This window comes from Streptomyces sp. NBC_01474 (genome assembly GCF_035918215.1).
Taxonomy (GTDB): Bacteria; Actinomycetota; Actinomycetes; order Streptomycetales; family Streptomycetaceae; genus Streptomyces; species Streptomyces aureus.
The window spans coordinates 735,759-752,113 of sequence record NZ_CP109449.1; the positions used below are offsets into that span (position 1 = coordinate 735,759).

Sequence of the window (16,355 nt, forward strand, 5' to 3'; positions counted from 1 at the left end):
GTTGGAACCACCTCACGGCAAGCGCTTGCCGTCCGCCTCTCGAGAGGGTCCCCATGTCTCCAGATCGTCCCCACCGTCCGCTGCGCGCGGCCGTCGTCGGCGCAGGGGGTATCGCCCGGTCCAGCCATCTGCCGGCCCTGCGCACGCTGGCCGCGGAAGGGGAGACGGACGTCGTGGCCGTGGTCGACGTGGACGACACCGCGGTCCGCGCGTTCGCCGACACGTTCCGGATCCCGTACGCGTCCACGGATCTCGACGCGATGCTCGCCGAAGTACGCCCCGACCTCGTGGTGTTGTGCACCCCTCCCGCCCTGCACCGCGAACAGTCCGTCGCGGCCCTGCGAGCAGGTGCCTGGGTGTGGTGCGAGAAGCCGCCGTGCCCATCGCTGGCCGACTACGACGCCGTGGAGGCGGAGGAGAAGGGAGGTGACGGGGACCCGTACGCGTCGATCGTCTTCCAGCACCGCTTCGGTTCCGGCGCCCGGCACGTGCGCCGCCTCCTGCGCGAGGGCGCGTTCGGCCGCCCGCTGGTCGCGCACTGCCAGACCACCTGGTACCGGGACACCGCCTACTACTCCGTACCGTGGCGTGGCCGTTGGGCGACCGAGGGCGGCGGCCCGGCCATGGGGCACGGCATCCATCAGACGGATCTACTGCTCGATCTGATGGGGCCGTGGACCGAGGTGCGCGGCATGGCGGCCCGCCTCGTGCACGACGTGGAGACCGAGGACGTGTCCACCGCCCAGATCCGGTTCGCCGACGGCGCCGTCGGCACGGTCGTCAACAGCGTGCTCAGCCCCGATGAGGTCAGCCGCATCCGTATCGACTGCGAGCTCGCGACCATCGAGCTGACGCACCTGTACGGCTACCGCAACGCCGACTGGCGCATCACGCCCGCTCCCGGCGTCCCCGAGCAGACCGTGGCCGGCTGGCACGACTTCGGCGAGGACGAGCCCAGCTCGCACCTCGCCCAGCTACGGGCGCTCGTCGCCGACATCAAGGCCGGACGACGCCACGCCACCAGCGGCGCGGGCGGACGTCAGACGCTCGAGTTCATCACCGCTCTGTACAAGTCCGCGTTCACCGACGCGCCCGTCCGCGCCGGTGACATAGGCCCCGGCGACCCCTACTACACAGCCCTGCACGGCGACGCCCCGGGCTGGGCACCGGCCGACCCCCACCAGGAAGAGGACCACGCATGACGCTCGCACTGACCCATGCCCACGGCGACCGCATCACCGTCGCCCACGCGGCCACCGGCACCGAGCTGTTCGCCTACGTGTACCGGCCCGAAGCCGCGTGGGAGGCCCCCAAGCCGTATCTGCACCCGATCCGCACCCTGTCCGGCGCGATCGTCACCGACTACCGGCCCAACGACCACCGGTGGCACAAGGGACTGCAGCTGACGGCCTCCCACCTGTCGGGCCAGAACCTGTGGGGCGGCAACACCTACGTGCACGGCGACGGCTACCTCGCCCTGCCCGAGAAGGTCGGCTCGATGGCCCATGTCGCCTTCGAGGAGGTCTCCGCCGCGGACGGCCGCGCCGTCATCGCCGAGCGCCTGACCTGGCACCCGCACGACAAGGAGCTGTGGGCGGACGAGGAACGCCGCATCGAGGTGCGCGACGTGGACGCGGACACCGGCAGCTGGACGCTGACCTGGACCTCGGCCGTCACCAACCGGCGCGACGAGCCGCTGCGGTTCGGCAGCCCCACCACCCACGGCCGCCCGGCCGCCGGATACACCGGCCTGTTCTGGCGCGGACCGCGGGCCTTCCGCGACGGCCGGGTCTTCACCGCCGAAGCGGACGGCGCCGACCTGATGGGCAGTCAAGCACCCTGGCTGGCATACGTAGGCGAGCACGACGGGCGCGACGGCCACGCCACGGTCGTCTTCGAGCACGCCCCCGCCAACGACCACGCGGGCGACAAGGGGACCCACCCGGCGCACTGGTTCGTGCGCAGCGACCCGTTCGCCGCGGTCGCGCCGTCCTGGGCCTTCCACGAGGAACTCGTCCTCGCCCCCGGCGACACACTCACCCGAAGCTACCGCGTGACCGTCGCCGACGGCGCCTGGGACCGCGAGCAGGTCGCCGCGCACCTGCGGGGACACGCGTGGTGAACGCGACGTACGACGGCTTCCCGGCGGCGGTGGGTGTGTCCCGGCTGACCGTCTACGACTGGCCCACGGTCGACGGCCGGACCGGCGGCGGCACCCCTCACCTGCACCTCACATGCAGCGAGGGATACGTGGTGACGGCCGGCCGGGGCACGGTGCAGACCCTGACCACGTCCGGCTATGAGGAGACACCTCTGGAGCCCGGCACCGTGGCCTGGTTCACGCCCGGCACGATCCATCGCCTCACCAACGACGGCGGCCTCCAGATCACCGTCGTGATGCAGAACAGCGGCCTGCCCGAGGCGGGCGACGCGGTGCTCACCCTCCCCCAGAACCTCCTCACCGACGCCGAGACCTACGCGACCGCGGTCCGTATCCCCGCCGACGCCCCCGAGGCCGAACAGGTGAAGGCCGCACGCGCCCGGCGCGATCTGGCGACCCGCCGGTTCCTGGAACTGCGCGAAGCCACCGAGGCCGGCGATCCGGCACCGCTGGCCGCGTTCCAGCGGGCCGCCGCCGAGCTGATCCGCCCGCGCCTCGACGCATGGGAGCAGCACTGGAAGGACGGCGCCCACGCCGCGGCGGCGGCGACCGGGACCCAACTCGACTCCCTGCGCGCGAAAGACGCCGGACACCTCGACCGAGCCAGAGTGACAGCGACCGGGCCCACCGCCCGCGGACGCTTCGGCATGTGCGGCCGGCTCGACATCTACCCCGGCATCTGACAACCGGCCCCGGAGCCGCCCCTGCCTCTCCCCCTCCCCCCTCCATCCACGCACCGTCCTCTGGAAGGCCCCCATGCCCGAGCCCCGAAGCGGCCGGCGCCCACTCCCCCGCCGGGCCGTCCTGGCCGCGGCCGCCGTCGGCCTCAGTACCGCGCTGACCTCCACGCTCTCCGCCTGCTCCACCGCGAGCGGCAGTACATCCAGCGGCGTCACCCTCACGTTCTCCTGGTGGGGCAACGACGACCGTGCCGCGCGCACCGAGCAGGCGATGCGGCTCTTCGAGAAGGAACACCCCGGCGTCACCGTCCGCACATCGAGCGGGGACTTCGGCGCCTACCTGCAGAAGCTGGCCACGCAGGCCGCCGGCGGAGGCATGCCCGACGTGGCCCAGCTCGACTACCGGCAGGTGTCGCAGTACGCGGGCGGGGGCGCACTGATGTCAGTGGACGACGCCATGAAGGACAAGACGATCCGGACGTCCGAGATGAGCAGGGACTTCCTGCGCACCGGCACGTACAAGGGCGGGCAGTTCGCCCTTCCCATGGGCCGCGGCATCACCGGCTACGCCTATGACGCCGCCGTGTACAAGAAGGCCGACATCCCGACGCCGAAGCCCAGTTGGACCTGGCAGGACTGGGAGAAGGCCAACAAAAGGATCGCCGCGCTGGGACTGAAGTCCCCCGACGGCCGCCCCTACACAGGTGCCAACGACGGCGGGGGCAACGAGGACGTGTTCGAGACCTGGCTGCGCAGCCGCGGCGGGAAGCTCTACGCGAGCCAGACCGAACTCGGGTTCACCGAGGACGACCTCACCGCGTTCTGGACGTTCTGCGACCGGCTCCGCAGGGAAGGCACCATCGCCCAGGCCAGGGACACCGTGCAGGCCAACAGCACCGAGACAAGCCCGATAGGCCGGGGCCTCGCCGCCGCCGACTTCACCTGGGACGCGCCGTTCCCCAGCTACCCGGTCCTGCTCGGCGACTCCGTCCACTTCGCACCGGTCCCCACGACGGACGGCCACCAGGGCGCGTACTTCAAGCCGAGCATGCTCATCGGCATCGGAGCGCACAGCGAACACCCCAAGGAAGCAGCCCAGTTGGTCGACTTCCTCCTCAACGACCAAAGGGTCGGCGACATCCTCGCCTTCTCCCGCTCCACTCCCCCCAACCGGAAGATCGCCGCCCGCGTCGCCAAGACACTCAAGGGCCCCGAGCGGGAGATCTACGAGTACGCGCAGACCATGGAGAGGTACGGCCTGGACGCCCCGCCCACCGCACCGCCACGGGGCGATGTCGCGGTCCAGACCGCGTTCATCCGCGAATACCAGCGCGTGATGTACAGCCTGGCCACACCACGCCAGGCGGCACGCGAACTCATCGACGAGGCCAACCGGGAGCTGAGGTCATGAGCACTGTGTCGACCAGGGCGCCCGCGCGCCCCGCACCCACCACGGACCGGAAGCCGCCGACCCGGCGGCGCCGCCAGGTGCGTGAACGGCAGTGGCCCGCCTACGTGTTCCTCACCCCGTGGATGATCGGCGCGCTCGTCCTGACCCTCGTGCCGATGGCCGTCTCCCTGTACCTGTCCTTCACGGACTACAACCTGTTCGACCCGCCGCACTGGGTGGGCCTGCGCAACTACACCGAGATGCTCACCGACGACCCCCGCTACTGGCGGTCGGTCGGCACCACGATGCTGTACGTCGTCGTCGCGGTCCCGCTGAAACTGGGCCTCGCCCTCGCTGTGGCGATGCTGCTCAAGAATCTCAACCGCGGCCGGGCCTTCTACCGCTCCGCGTTCTACGCGCCCTCCCTGCTCGGGGCGAGCATGTCCATCGCCCTGGTGTGGCGCGCGCTGTTCAACGACGGCGGCACGGTGTCCGGCATTCTGGACTCGGTCGGCATTCACGCCGGCGGCTGGGTGGGCAACCCCGACCTCGCGGTGTACGTCGTCGTCCTGCTGACGGTGTGGCAGTTCGGGGCGCCCATGGTGATCTTCTTGGCAGGCCTTCAGCAGATCTCGCCCGATCTCTACGAGGCCGCGGCGCTCGACGGCGCGGGCCGATGGCGGCAGTTCGTCTCCATCACCGTGCCGATGCTGTCGCCGGTCGTCTTCTTCAACCTGGTGCTGGAGATCATCAACTCCTTCCAGGTCTTCACGCCGGCCTTCGTCATCAGCGGCGGCAAGGGCGGCCCCGCCGACTCGACCATGTTCTACACGCTCTACCTTTGATCTTGGCCAGTGCTCCGCCGTTTACGGCGGGGGTGAAGGCCATCTCAGGGCTGCTCTGAGCCGCACGTTCGCACGGGTCCGCAGTGTTGTCCTCAGCCGGTGGGGCGCTGCTGGTTTTCGATGTACTGCTTGACGACGGTCAGCGGTGCGCCGCCGCAGGATCCGGCGAAGTAGGAGCCGGACCAGAAGTGTCCGCCCTACAGGTAGCGGCGGACGTGGCTGTCGTATTCCTGGCGAAGCCTGCGGGAGCTGACGCCCTTGAGGGAGTTGACCAGTTTGGAGAGCTGGACCTTGGGCGGATAGTGCACGAGCAGATGCACATGGTCCTGCTCGCCGTTGAACTGCTTGAGTTCGGCCTCGAAGTCGGTGCAGACGTCGCGCATGATCTCCTCGGTGCGCGTCAGCATGGCGTCGGTGAATGCCTTGCGCCGATACTTGGTGACGAATACCAAGTGGACGTGAAGGTTATAGACGACGTGACGGCCGGTGCGTACGTCAGGATTTGGGTTCCATCGTGGTGACATAAGCCAACTGTAGTAGGGTGATGGTCATGGGTGAACTCGTGTGGGAGAAGCGGCAGTTCGGGCACCGCGCCCGGCTGGCGCTGACGCCCGCACAGGTCCGGCTCATGGATGACCAGGCGCACGCGGCACGCGCGATGTGGAATCAGCTCCACGACCTGTGGCAGATGACGCCGAAGTGTCAGCGCGCTCTGACGCGCATGGATCAGGCGTTGCGGCAGGCCCGCAAGGAGATCGACTGGTACGCGGTGCTGCCCGCGCAGGCCGCGCAGGCGGTACTCAAGACGTACTTCCAGGCGTGGCGGAACTGCTGGGACGGGCGTGCGGACGAGCCGAACTTCAAGGCCCGCTTCCGCACGGCATTGTCGGTGGACATCCCGCAGGGCCGGGACTTGCAGATCAAGCGAGTACACCGACGGTGGGGCATGGTCAACATCCCCAAGGTGGGCCGTGTCCGGTTCCGCTGGACCAGGGATCTCCCCGTCGGCAAGCTCGCCGACAAGGAGAACCGGATCACCGGGGCACGGCTGGTCAAAGACGGGCTCGGATGGCACATCGCCTTCCGTATCCAGACCCTTGAGTCCAAGCCGGAGCCCCACCAGGGTCCCGAGGTCGGTATCGACGCCGGGGTGAACCTGCCGCTTGCGCTGTCCGACGGCAACCATCAGGACCACGACCGGCCGCCCCGACTCCCGGACGGCACCGCCGACCGGGACAAGTGGCTGAACCCGGATGAGAAGGCCAAACTGCTCCGCCTGGAACAGCGCGCCGCGCACCGCAAGAGCTTCCGCAAGCCGAAAGAGCGCAGCTCCAACCGGCTGCACGCCACCTACGACCAGATCAAGCAGCTCCGCGCAAGAGCCACGCGCCGAGCAACCGACTGGCAGCACAAGACCACCACCGCCATCGCCAAGCAGTACGGCACGGTCGTGGTGGAGCGGTTGCAGATCACGAACATGGTCAAGTCCGCCAAGGGAACCATCGAGAGCCCGGGGAAGAACGTCGCGCAGAAGTCCGGCCTGAACCGTTCCATCAGCCAAGAGGCGTGGGGCCGCACCGTGACATTGCTGACGTACAAAACCGCCCGAAACGGCGGAACCCTGGTCAAGGTCCCCGCCCCGAACACCTCCCTGCGCTGCTCCGCGTGCGGATTCATCACGCCCGGCAGCCGCGAAGACCAGGCCACGTTCGTATGCAAGAACCCGGACTGCGGATGGTCGGCGAATGCCGACTGGAACGCGGCCCGGAACGTCTTGCACCTGTACCGGATCGGCCTCGTGACGATCCCGGCTGCCGGGAGGGCAGTCGTCAGGCGCACCCGTGGCGTCAAGCCCGCTGCCGCAAGGTAAGCAGGAATCTCCTTCCTGAGCCTGCGAAGGGAGGAGAGCACTTCAACACCTGACCAAAGCCCTCGACCCGTCACGCCCGTCCGTCTCCAACGACGGTTGGGAGATCTCCGCCGCCGACATCTGGGGTGTGCACGACTACACGCAGGACGCGCTGGTACTGCGCGAGCGTTACGGGCACTCGTCGTTGCGGCAGGGCGAGATCGTCGAGCGGTGGCCGGGTGCCAAGCGGCTCGTTCTGGACGGCGTGCGCCACCAGGGGCAGCCTGTCGTGCTGAGTGAGTTCGGCGGGGCCACCTTCGAACCGGCCGAGGGCGCCGAGTGGTTCGGCTACGACACCGTGAGCACGAAGGAGGACTTCGCCGAGCGGGTGGCCGGGTTGGTGGAGGCCGCGGTGGACTCCGGGCTCGCCGGTTTCTGCTTCACCCAGTTCACCGACACGGAGCAGGAGATCAATGGCCTGTTCTCGGCGGACCGTCAACCGAAGCTCCCGGTAAGGGAGTTGCGCGAGATCCTCACACGGACCCGCACCCTGCGCCGAGGCGCGTCGTAAGTCGAGTCACCGGTCGTCAGACGGTGCCCGTGGGGCCGGGCGGCAGGTGGACGGTCATGATGAGGTGGCAGGTCTCCGCGCCGGAACCGCGGTAGGTGTGGGGGGCGTTGCCGTCGAAGGTGGCTGTCTGTCCGGCTTCGACAGGGTGCTCGGTGCCATCGACCTCGAGGATCATCTTTCCCACGGTGACACTGACGGTTTCGACGACTCCGGCCTGGTGGGGGTGGCTGGGGTATGCGTCGCCGGGTGCCAGCTGCCAGCGCCAGACCTCGACCGGGGCGGGGCCCGAGGTCGTCAGCATGAGCCGGGCCTCACTGCCCCGCTCCCCCGTCCACAGCGGCATCACGGCGCCGGCGGTCACGACGCGGACCCGCCCTTCGGCCGGTCCCTCCATCAGGGCGGACACCGAGACGCCGAGGGTGTCGGCGAGCCGGACCAGCGTGGCGAAGTTCGGGTTGCCCTGAGCCTTCTCCAGCCCGACCAGGGCCCCCTTGCTGACCTTGGCGCGCCGGCCTAGCTCGTCCAGGGACAGGCCCGCTCGGGTACGGGCCGCCCTGACGTTGTGCGCGAGCGTGCGCAGGGCTTCCACGTTCTCGGCCATCCGATCACCATCCTCGCCGGTGGACCACTGCAATGCACCGTCCGGTCGGTTGGTTGACACAGCACGGTCGGTCCGCTGTACGGTTTAGTCGTTCCACTGAAAGACTAAGGGATGTACCCGTGATCGCTCTGCTGCTGGCTCTGGGCAGCTCACTCGCCTATGGCTGCGCCGACTTCCTCGGCGGCCTCGGTGCCCGAAAGGCCCACGTGCTGCGCACCGTGATGGTCGCCGCCCCGGCCAGCCTCGCGGTCGAGCTGATGCTGTGGCCCGTGCTCGGCGCGTCGTTCAGCCCGGGCGCCGTTGGCTGGGGTGCCGCCTCCGGTGTCGCCTCGGCGGTGGCGTTCGCGCTGCTCTACAAGACCCTGGCCATCGGCCCGATGAACGTGCTGTCCCCGGTCACCGCGCTGGTGTCCGCCGCGCTGCCTGTCAGCGTGGGTCTGATGCAGGGCGAGCGGCTGGGCACGGCCGGGCTGCTCGGCCTGCCGCTCGCGCTCATCGCCGTCGTGCTGGTCAGCGCCGGGCACGGCGCGGGCTCGTCGCGTCCGTCACGCACGGCGCTTCTGCTGGCGTTCGGTGCGGGCTCCGCGATCGCCCTCCAGCTGGTCTTCCTGCACCAGGCGCCGGCGGACAGCGGCGTGGCACCACTTATCGTCGGCAGGGCGGTCTCGACAGCGGTCACCCTGACCGCGGCCGGGGCCGTGCGCCGCAGGCTCGGCAGCGAGAAGCCCGCCTACGCGATGTCGGCCGCGGCGGGCGTGCTGGACTCGGTGGCGAACCTGCTGTTCCTCATCGCCGTCCGCAGCGGAGACCTCACCGTCGTCGCCGTGATCACGGCCCTCTACCCGGTCGGCACGGTGCTGCTCGCCCGTAGTGTGCTCGCCGAACGCATCCACCGCGGCCAGCTCGTGGGCCTGGGCACCGCGGCCGTCGCCGTCAGCCTCCTCGCCCTCACCTGAACCGGCCCACCACCCCGCAAGGAGAAGAGCGTGTTCATCCAACCCTGGGACGCCGCACTGGACGAGGGCGAATGGCAGGCGTGGATCGCTGACGGCCACGACTTCGGCCAGCTCGGCGTCAACGGCCTTCCCGGCCGGGCCCCCATGGTCGTCCCCACCCACTTCACCGGCGACGACAACCAGCTCCTGATCCACTTCGCCCGCCCCAACCCGGTCTGGACGGCGATCGAGCACGACCCGAACGTCACGTTCACCGTCATCGGGGACTACGCCTTCATCCCCGGACCCTGGCGCGCCAAGCCGGACACGACACCCACCGACGGCGTCCCCACCAGCTACTACGCGGCCGTTCAGTTCACCTGCCACGCCCACATCGTCGACTCCCCCGAGGACAAGGCCGAACTCCTGCGCCGCCAGCTCGCCCACTTCCAGCCGGACGGCGACCACGCCCCCGTACTGGTGGACCAGCCTCCGTACGGCCGCATGCTGCCCGGCATCCGCGGGCTGCGCCTGGACGTCATCGATGTGGTCGCCAAGTTCAAGTACGACGACCACAAGCCCGCCGAGCACCGCACCACGGTCGCGGACCGCCTCACCGCGCGGGGCGAGGCCCTCGACGTACCCACCGCCCGCCAGCAGCTCCGCCGCCTGGACCGCATGGGTGACTGGAAGCCCTGACAGGGCGGACGCGTTCCTCAGGTCACACAGACCCAGCACGCCCCCCATTGGACGTACGGCGGTCAGCGCTACCTGCCAGGGGGCGGCACGCGTCCCTGGCGTGCGGAGTTACGGTACGCACATCGGTACTCAGAGAGGTCAGGTAGCCATGTCGAAGACGGTGACCGCGCAACTGCCGGAGATCCGCGATGAACTCGCCGCCTTCTACAAGGATCTGCACCGAAATCCCGAGCTCTCGCTCCAGGAGACACGCACCGCCGGTCTTCTGGCGAAGCGCCTGCGCGAGGCGGGCTTCGACGAGGTGGCCGAGGGAATCGGCGTCACCGGCGTGGTCGGGGTACTGCGCAACGGCGAGGGGCCGGTGGTCATGCTCCGCGCGGACTTCGACGCGCTGCCGGTGGAGGAGAAGACCGGACTTCCCTACGCCAGCCAGGTGCGAGGCGTGGACCACGAGGGCCGCGACGTACCGGTGATGCACGCCTGCGGTCACGACATGCACGCCGCCTGCCTGACCGGTGCCGCCATGCTGCTCGCGCGGTCGCGTGACGAGTGGCGCGGCACACTGCTGGTGGTGTTCCAGCCGGCTGAGGAACTCGCCGTCGGCGCACGCGGGATGGTCGACGACGGACTCTTCGAGCGGTTCCCCAGGCCCGAGATCGTGCTGGGCCAGCACGTCGGGCCACTGCCCGCAGGGGTCATCGGCTACGGCACGGGCCCGGTGATGGCTGCCGCGGACTCCCTCGACCTCACCCTGCACGGTCGCGGCGCCCACGGATCCCGGCCCGAGGCGTCCGTCGACCCGGTGCTCATGGCGGCCAACGTGGTCACGCGGTTGCAGGGAATCGTCGCGCGGGAGGTGCCTCCGGCGGAGACCGCCGTGGTGACCGTGGGTCGCCTGCAGGCGGGCACAAAGGACAACATCATCCCCGACAAGGCCGAGTTGGGGATCAACGTCCGCGCCTTCACCCCGGCGATCCGCGACAAGGTGCGCAACGCCATCGAGCGCATCGCCGCAGCGGAGTCGCAGGCGAGTGGCGCCGCGGAGCCGCCGGAGTTCGCCTGGACCGGCTCCGCGCCGGCGCTGGTGAGCGATCCGGAGGCGACACAGGCCACGGTCGCCGCGTTCGCGGAGCACTTCGGGCAGCAGCGGATCATGCCGATGCCTCAGGTGAACGCGAGCGAGGACGTGGGCGTTTTCGGCGAGGTGCTCGACGTGCCGACCGTCTTCTGGTTCTGGGGCGGCCTGGATACCGAAACGGTTCTCGTCGCGCTCCAGGAGGACCGGCTGGACGAGCTGCCGAGCAACCACTCGCCCCACTTCGCCCCAGTCGTCGAGCCCACCCTGAGCACGGGCGTGGAAGCACTCGTCGTGGCCGCACTCACCTGGCTCGCGGATTCGTGAACCCGGTGGTCCCGCCGGCGTTCACCGATCGCCGGCGGGCCCATCGCCACCCAGCGTCTCCAGCAGCACGTCGACGACCTCGTCCACCTCCGCGTCGGCCAGGTCCTCGAACGCCCCGGAATGGCGGGCGAGCAACACCCCGGCGACCGCCGCCACCAGCACGTCGGCCCGCAGCCCCGGCCGGTCCCTGCCCTCCCGGGCGAAACGTGCGCGCAGCGGATCCACGAGCCGGGACCGCAGCGCCGCGCGGGTGGCGTCCTGCGCGGCCCCATCACTCAACGGCTGGACGGCGACCCTCAGCAACGGGACAGGACCGCGCCGCTCCGCACGTTCGGCGACCTCCCGCAGGCGGGGCTCGGTGAGCAGGTCGTCCGGCGCGGCGTCACCGTGTTCGGCGCGCAGCACCTCCACGTACAGCAGGGGCTTGCTGCCGAAGTAGCGTGCGATCAGGGCCGGGTCCACCCCGGCCCGCTCACCGATCTCGCGGATGGTGGTGCGGTCGTAGCCACGCTCCGAGAAGAGTTCGGTCGCCGCCCGCAGCAGCGCTTCGCGGGTGCGGGCGGAGTTCCGGCGCGGGCCGGCGTCCGCGCCGCTCACGGGCGGCTCGGCTCGGGGCGCGCCCGCTCACCCGTGGCGACCGGAGCGACGTGCCCCGCCGCGACCACGGACGGCCGCAGCCGGGTGCCCGTGCGAGTGAGTACGACGGCGAGAGTGCCGGTGATCGCGAAGGCGGCGCAGCCGGCGAGGCCCGCGGTTCGATATCCGTCGTTGCTCGGCAGTGCCGCGCCCGGACCAGTGGCGGCCTGGAGGATGACCGCGCTCAGCGCGCTGCCGGTCGAGTACCCGATGTACTTCATGACCTGATTGAAACTCATCGCGCTGCCCGTCTCCTGTGCGGGCACCCCGCCGACGATCAGGCCGGGTGTGACCGCGAAGGTGACGCCCACACCGAGTCCGGCGAGCGCCATCATCGTGCCGATGCCCCACAGGCTGGAGCGGGCGAACAGGAAGCAGACCAGGCCCGCGAGGGAGAGCAGACAGCCCAGCGGCAGCATGCGGGCGGGGGTCGCCGCCGCGCCGAGCATCCGCACCAGGCGGCCGGTGACGAGGCTGGCCGCGGAGAACGGCACGAGCAGCAGACCGGTGACGACGATGGACGAGCCGAACCCGTATCCGGCGGACTCGGGCGTCTGGACGTAGCGGGTGACCAGGGCGATCAGCAGGTAGGTGCCCACGCCGCCGACCATCGTGGTCAGGTTGGCGACGAGTACGCCGCGATCCTTGATGAGCCGTACCCGCACCAGCGGATGCGTGGAGTGCATCGAGTGCAGGACCCACCCGGCGAGCAGGACGACGGCCGCGACGGCGAGCGCGAGCAGCGGGGCGGATCCCCAGCCCCATCGCTCCCCCTCGGCCAGCGTCACCAGCAGGGCCGCCATGCCACCGGCGAGCAGCAGCGCGCCGGGGAAGTCCATCGGGACGGTGGGGCGCTTCGGCGCCGCGGGCACGACGATCACGGTGGCGGTGAGCGCGGCGGCTGCCGTGGCGGCCGCGAACCAGAATCCGGCGTACATGCCGAGGTACTGGGCGAACAGGCCGGTGATCGGATAGCCGAGGCCGATGCCCGCGGCGGTGGTCAGGGAGAGGGTCGCGACCGCCGACCGTGCCCGCTCCGGAGGCAGCGCGTCGCGGGCGGTGGCGATGGCGAGCGGGACGAGGCCCATGCCGACGCCCTGCAGCGCCCGGCCCACGAGGAGGCAGGTGAGCCCGAGGGGCAGGGCCGCCAGGAGACTGCCCGCCAGGACCACGGCGAGCCCGGTGAGGATCACGTTCTTGCGGTACGGGCCGTCGCCGAGACGCCCCATGACCGGTGTGGCGATGGCTCCCACCAGCATCGTCACCGTCAGCGCCCACTGTGCGGTGGAGACCGCGACGTGGTCCTCGGCCGCGATGGTCGGGATGAGCGGTGCGCCGAGGCTGCTGACCACGGCGACGAGCATGCCGAGCGAGACGAGGACGGGCACGAGAGCCCGTGGGTGGCGAAGGACGGGCGCCGATACGGCAGAGGTGCGCGCGGACGCCGGTATGGAGGGCTGCAAGGGAGGGGTACCGTTCTTGTCATCAGGCGATGTCATTGAATGATGACACGGTTCGGGACCCGCTCCGTCCGCCTCTGCCTGGAGGGCGGCCGCGCGTCACGTCAGTTCGTGACCCGCAACGCCCCCAACAGCATCGGCAGCGAGGCGTGCAGCTCTCGTTGCCAGTACGGCCAGCTGTGGGTCCCCGGCCCGTAGAAGTTGGTCGTCACGTGCCGGGCACCCGCCCTTTCGAGTGCGCCCGCCAGGGCGTGGTTCTGCCGGTCGAAGTCCGCTTCGAGCGCGTTCGTGGCACCCGGCGGGTCCAGAGGGCCGGCGGTGCCGTCGCCGCACGACAGGTACACGGGGATCGGCCTGAGGCGCTTGGCCAGGTAGTACGGGTCATGGGCCGCCCACACATCCCGCTGCGCCACGGGGTCGCCCCAGACCCGGCGCGGATCGTCGCCCTGCCCCGCGAAGAACCCCATGATGCGGCTCACCGACTCGTCGTTCAGCAACGGGTGCACTGATCCGGAGTACGCCGCTGCCGCCTTGAACATGCCGGGGTGCCGGGCCGCGTACATCAGCGCGCCCTGCCCTCCCATGGACAGTCCGGCGACCACGCGACGCGGGCCCGCTCCCCAGTCGCGTTCGAGGAGTCGGCGCAACTCCTTGGTGTGAAACGTCTCCCAGGCAGGGTCACCACCGTTCCCGTTGTTCCACCAGTCGGTGTACCAGCCGTTCCAGCCGGCCTCCGGCATCACCACGAGGACGTCGCGCAGGCTGTCGATGCGTGCGACGTCGGTCCGGCTCGTCCACGACGTGTAGTCGCCGCAGCAGCCGTGCAGCAGCCACAGGGTCGGCCAGTGCCGGCCGCGGTCGTCCGGGTTCCAGCCATCGGGCGTGAGCAGTCGGACGTTGACGGTCCGGCCGCCGAGAGCTGGGGAGCGTACGGACAGATCCACCTGACGGTCGGCGACCTGGGTGACGGCGACGACCTCGGCACCGCGGGCTTCGGCGGCCACGGACGGTGCGTTCGGCGTCAGGGTGAGCAGCAGCACGGCCAGGACGAGCAGGAGGCATCTGGCGCGGCGGATGGTGGCGGCGGTCATGGCGGCTCCTGTCAGTGGGGTCATCTTCGGCCGGGGAGGACCAGCAGGGCGTCTCCGACCGGGCGTTCGCCGGTCGCGTCGGACGGGGCGTTGATCACGCCGCCGCCGACGACCATGGTGGTGGAACCGCCGCCGTCGAGGTTGATCGCGTCGCGCAGGCCCAGCGCCTTCGCGACCGCGGCGCTCTCCGGGATGCCGAGTCCGAGCGCGCCGGTGCTGCGTCCGTCGGCTGTGACGAGGACGGTTCGTCCCGCGGCGTCGGCTCCGGCCAGCGTGCGCGGATTGCGCTTGTGCACCCAGCCGTAATAGAAGCTGGGGTTGCCGGGCTGGACCATGCCGTCGGTGGCCACGGTGACGTGTGTACGGCCGTCCCGGACGAGCTCGGGGCCGCCGTTGAGGATGCTGGTGCTCGGTGAGGGGGAGACGGTGCGGCCGTGCGAGTCCTTCAACGCGGCCTGCATCCGCAACTGGCGTCCATTCCGTGTCAGTTCGGTCATCCGGGAAACGTAGCGTCCGGTCGCCTGCACGGAGCTGCCGCCCTCCGGCAGCGATCCGCCACGCGGCGAGCGCACTTCAAGTACCTGCCCGTGGCGGTCGAGTACGGCCTCGATTCCTGCACCGCTCGGAGTCCGCCCACCGAACTCCGGTGTGAAGGCCGGGTCGGCGGGACCGAGAGGCAACGCGCGGGCCGGCCTCGGGGTCGGCGCCGACGAGGCGGGAACCGCCATGCCGCCCACGACGGCGAGGACGGACAATACGGCGCCCGCACCGAACAGTCTGCTGTTCACGTGCCCCCCACAGGACGAAGAACGGCTCGCCTGTAACGGTGCTTGTGGTCGAGACCACTCGTCAAGACATGTGCACGCCATCTCTGCGTGCGAGCCGGCCGGCGACCGTGCGACCGGTCGATGACGGCCTCCCGCGCATGACCACGCCACTCAAGATCGAAAATGTGAAGGCTTCCGGAGTGGCTGGTGACAGCCCTGGACTTTCGTGTTCGCGCTGATGCAGGGTGTGCCCACCGCAGTCGGAGCTCCGTTCGGGCCCGCCCCCAGTGGCCCGTGGTCACGGCTGCGCGGGCACCCGTCGGTGCCCGTCCCATTCCAGGTCAACTTCCCCCTGCCCAGGGAAAGTTGCATTTCTCCATGCCCAAGGGAAGTCCAGTGAGCACTCACGGAAGACTCGTCCGCCGCTCCACCCCGCTCGTGCTCGCCGCCGCGCTCACCCTGTCGGCCACCGCCTGCAGCAAGGAACAGGCCACCACGACGGCCGGCGGCGTGAAGCTGGTCAAATCCGGCCAGTTGACGACGTGTACGCATCTCCCGTATGCCCCGTTCCAGTCGGAGAAGGGCAAGAAGATCGTCGGCTTCGACGTCGACCTGATCGATCTGGTCGCCGACGACCTCGGCCTGAAGCAGCAGATCGTGGACAAGTCCTTCGAGACGATCAAGACGGGTGCGGACCTCAACGCGGGGGTCTGCGACGTCGCTGCCGCGGGCATGACGATCACTCCCGAGCGCAAGCAGCACCTCGCCTTCTCGACCCCTTACTTCGACGCCAACCAGGCCCTGCTGTCCCGTAAGGGCGTCAAGGCGAAGTCGCTGGGCGACATCAAGAGCGGCAAGATCAAGCTGGGATCGCAGTCGGCCACCACCGGCGAGGACACCGCGCACGCCGCCGGCATCGACTCCAAGTCGTTCGAGAGCTCGGACGCCGAGCTGAACGGACTCCGGACCGGCCAGGTGGACGTCGTCATTCAGGACTACCCGGTGGTCCAGGAGTGGCTCAAGGACCCTGCCAACGCAGCGAAGTTCACCGTCACCGGCACGGTCCAGACGGGCGAGAAGTACGGCTTCGCCGTGCGCAAGGGGGGCAACCCCAAGCTCCTCGCCGCCATCGACAAGGCCATCAAGAAGGCCAAGCAGGACGGCACGTACAAGAAGCTGTACGAGAAGTGGATCGGCCCGATGCCCGCGGAGGCCGTGTCCCAGTGACCTCCTCGCACACGCCCGTCGCCGCGAAGGCCCCGGCCCAG

15 protein-coding genes and 2 pseudogenes are annotated in these 16,355 nt (G+C 70.0%); 11 read left to right on the forward strand and 6 right to left on the reverse strand.

What is annotated here, in order from left to right:
- The first annotated feature begins 53 nt into the window (after positions 1-53).
- The 5 genes from OG758_RS03595 (at position 54) to OG758_RS03615 (ending at position 5,076) form a co-directional block, all read left to right on the forward strand.
- Positions 54-1,202, forward strand: a complete 1,149-nt coding sequence (locus OG758_RS03595) for a Gfo/Idh/MocA family protein (protein ID WP_326708571.1) — start codon at positions 54-56, stop codon at positions 1,200-1,202.
- Positions 1,199-2,122 carry a PmoA family protein gene (locus tag OG758_RS03600; protein WP_326708572.1) on the forward strand — a complete coding sequence of 308 codons (924 nt, stop codon included), beginning with the start codon at positions 1,199-1,201 and terminating at the stop codon, positions 2,120-2,122. Before OG758_RS03595 ends, OG758_RS03600 begins: the two co-directional genes overlap by 4 nt.
- On the forward strand, positions 2,119-2,844 hold the full coding sequence (locus OG758_RS03605) for a cupin domain-containing protein (RefSeq protein ID WP_382060785.1): 726 nt from the start codon (positions 2,119-2,121) through the stop codon (positions 2,842-2,844). The genes OG758_RS03600 and OG758_RS03605 overlap by 4 nt, the downstream gene beginning before the upstream one ends.
- Positions 2,845-2,917: 73 nt before the next feature.
- Positions 2,918-4,252, forward strand: coding sequence for an ABC transporter substrate-binding protein (locus OG758_RS03610; protein ID WP_326708574.1), 1,335 nt, complete (start codon positions 2,918-2,920; stop codon positions 4,250-4,252).
- Positions 4,249-5,076, forward strand: a complete 828-nt coding sequence (locus OG758_RS03615) for a carbohydrate ABC transporter permease (protein ID WP_326708575.1) — start codon at positions 4,249-4,251, stop codon at positions 5,074-5,076. The genes OG758_RS03610 and OG758_RS03615 overlap by 4 nt, the downstream gene beginning before the upstream one ends.
- Before the next feature lie 92 nt (positions 5,077-5,168).
- Here the strand turns inward: OG758_RS03615 and tnpA are convergent.
- Positions 5,169-5,600: pseudogene (tnpA, locus tag OG758_RS03620) on the reverse strand (IS200/IS605 family transposase).
- Between the two features lie 26 nt (positions 5,601-5,626).
- Between tnpA and OG758_RS03625 the strand changes: the two are divergent.
- Together OG758_RS03625 and OG758_RS03630 are read left to right on the forward strand one after the other, a co-directional pair.
- Positions 5,627-6,946, forward strand: a complete 1,320-nt coding sequence (locus OG758_RS03625; protein ID WP_326708576.1) for an RNA-guided endonuclease InsQ/TnpB family protein — start codon at positions 5,627-5,629, stop codon at positions 6,944-6,946.
- A 127-nt stretch (positions 6,947-7,073) separates the two neighbouring features.
- Positions 7,074-7,496 (forward strand): hypothetical protein, encoded by a 423-nt coding sequence (locus OG758_RS03630; protein WP_326708577.1) that lies wholly within the window; start codon positions 7,074-7,076, stop codon positions 7,494-7,496.
- A gap of 16 nt (positions 7,497-7,512) precedes the next feature.
- Here the strand turns inward: OG758_RS03630 and OG758_RS03635 are convergent, their stop codons facing one another.
- The gene (locus tag OG758_RS03635) at positions 7,513-8,097 is read right to left on the reverse strand and encodes a helix-turn-helix domain-containing protein (protein ID WP_326708578.1); all 585 of its coding nucleotides are present in this window, start codon (positions 8,095-8,097) and stop codon (positions 7,513-7,515) included.
- 119 nt (positions 8,098-8,216) lie between these two features.
- Here OG758_RS03635 and OG758_RS03640 point away from each other — a divergent pair, with 119 nt between their 5' ends.
- The 3 genes from OG758_RS03640 (at position 8,217) to OG758_RS03650 (ending at position 11,133) form a co-directional block, all read left to right on the forward strand.
- Positions 8,217-9,053, forward strand: a complete 837-nt coding sequence (locus tag OG758_RS03640) for an EamA family transporter (RefSeq protein WP_326708579.1) — start codon at positions 8,217-8,219, stop codon at positions 9,051-9,053.
- 30 nt (positions 9,054-9,083) lie between these two features.
- Positions 9,084-9,731, forward strand: coding sequence for an FMN-binding negative transcriptional regulator (locus OG758_RS03645; protein ID WP_326708580.1), 648 nt, complete (start codon positions 9,084-9,086; stop codon positions 9,729-9,731).
- Positions 9,732-9,879: 148 nt separating this feature from the next.
- The gene (locus OG758_RS03650) at positions 9,880-11,133 is read left to right on the forward strand and encodes an amidohydrolase (RefSeq protein ID WP_326708581.1); all 1,254 of its coding nucleotides are present in this window, start codon (positions 9,880-9,882) and stop codon (positions 11,131-11,133) included.
- 21 nt (positions 11,134-11,154) lie between these two features.
- Here the strand turns inward: OG758_RS03650 and OG758_RS03655 are convergent, their stop codons facing one another.
- From OG758_RS03655 to OG758_RS03670, 4 genes and pseudogenes are all read right to left on the reverse strand, one after another.
- Positions 11,155-11,730, reverse strand: a complete 576-nt coding sequence (locus OG758_RS03655; RefSeq protein ID WP_326708582.1) for a TetR/AcrR family transcriptional regulator — start codon at positions 11,728-11,730, stop codon at positions 11,155-11,157.
- Positions 11,727-13,268, reverse strand: coding sequence for an MFS transporter (locus tag OG758_RS03660; RefSeq protein ID WP_326708583.1), 1,542 nt, complete (start codon positions 13,266-13,268; stop codon positions 11,727-11,729). The genes OG758_RS03655 and OG758_RS03660 overlap by 4 nt, the downstream gene beginning before the upstream one ends.
- Positions 13,269-13,333: 65 nt before the next feature.
- Complete coding sequence (locus OG758_RS03665; RefSeq protein ID WP_326708584.1) at positions 13,334-14,320, reverse strand: alpha/beta hydrolase; 987 nt, start codon at positions 14,318-14,320, stop codon at positions 13,334-13,336.
- A gap of 20 nt (positions 14,321-14,340) precedes the next feature.
- Positions 14,341-15,096, reverse strand: a pseudogene (locus tag OG758_RS03670) (phosphodiester glycosidase family protein); the annotation flags it as partial.
- 369 nt (positions 15,097-15,465) lie between these two features.
- Between OG758_RS03670 and OG758_RS03675 the strand changes: the two are divergent.
- Entirely contained in the window at positions 15,466-16,314 is an 849-nt protein-coding gene (locus OG758_RS03675) for an ABC transporter substrate-binding protein (protein ID WP_382747597.1), read from the forward strand.
- Positions 16,315-16,355: the final 41 nt, after the last annotated feature.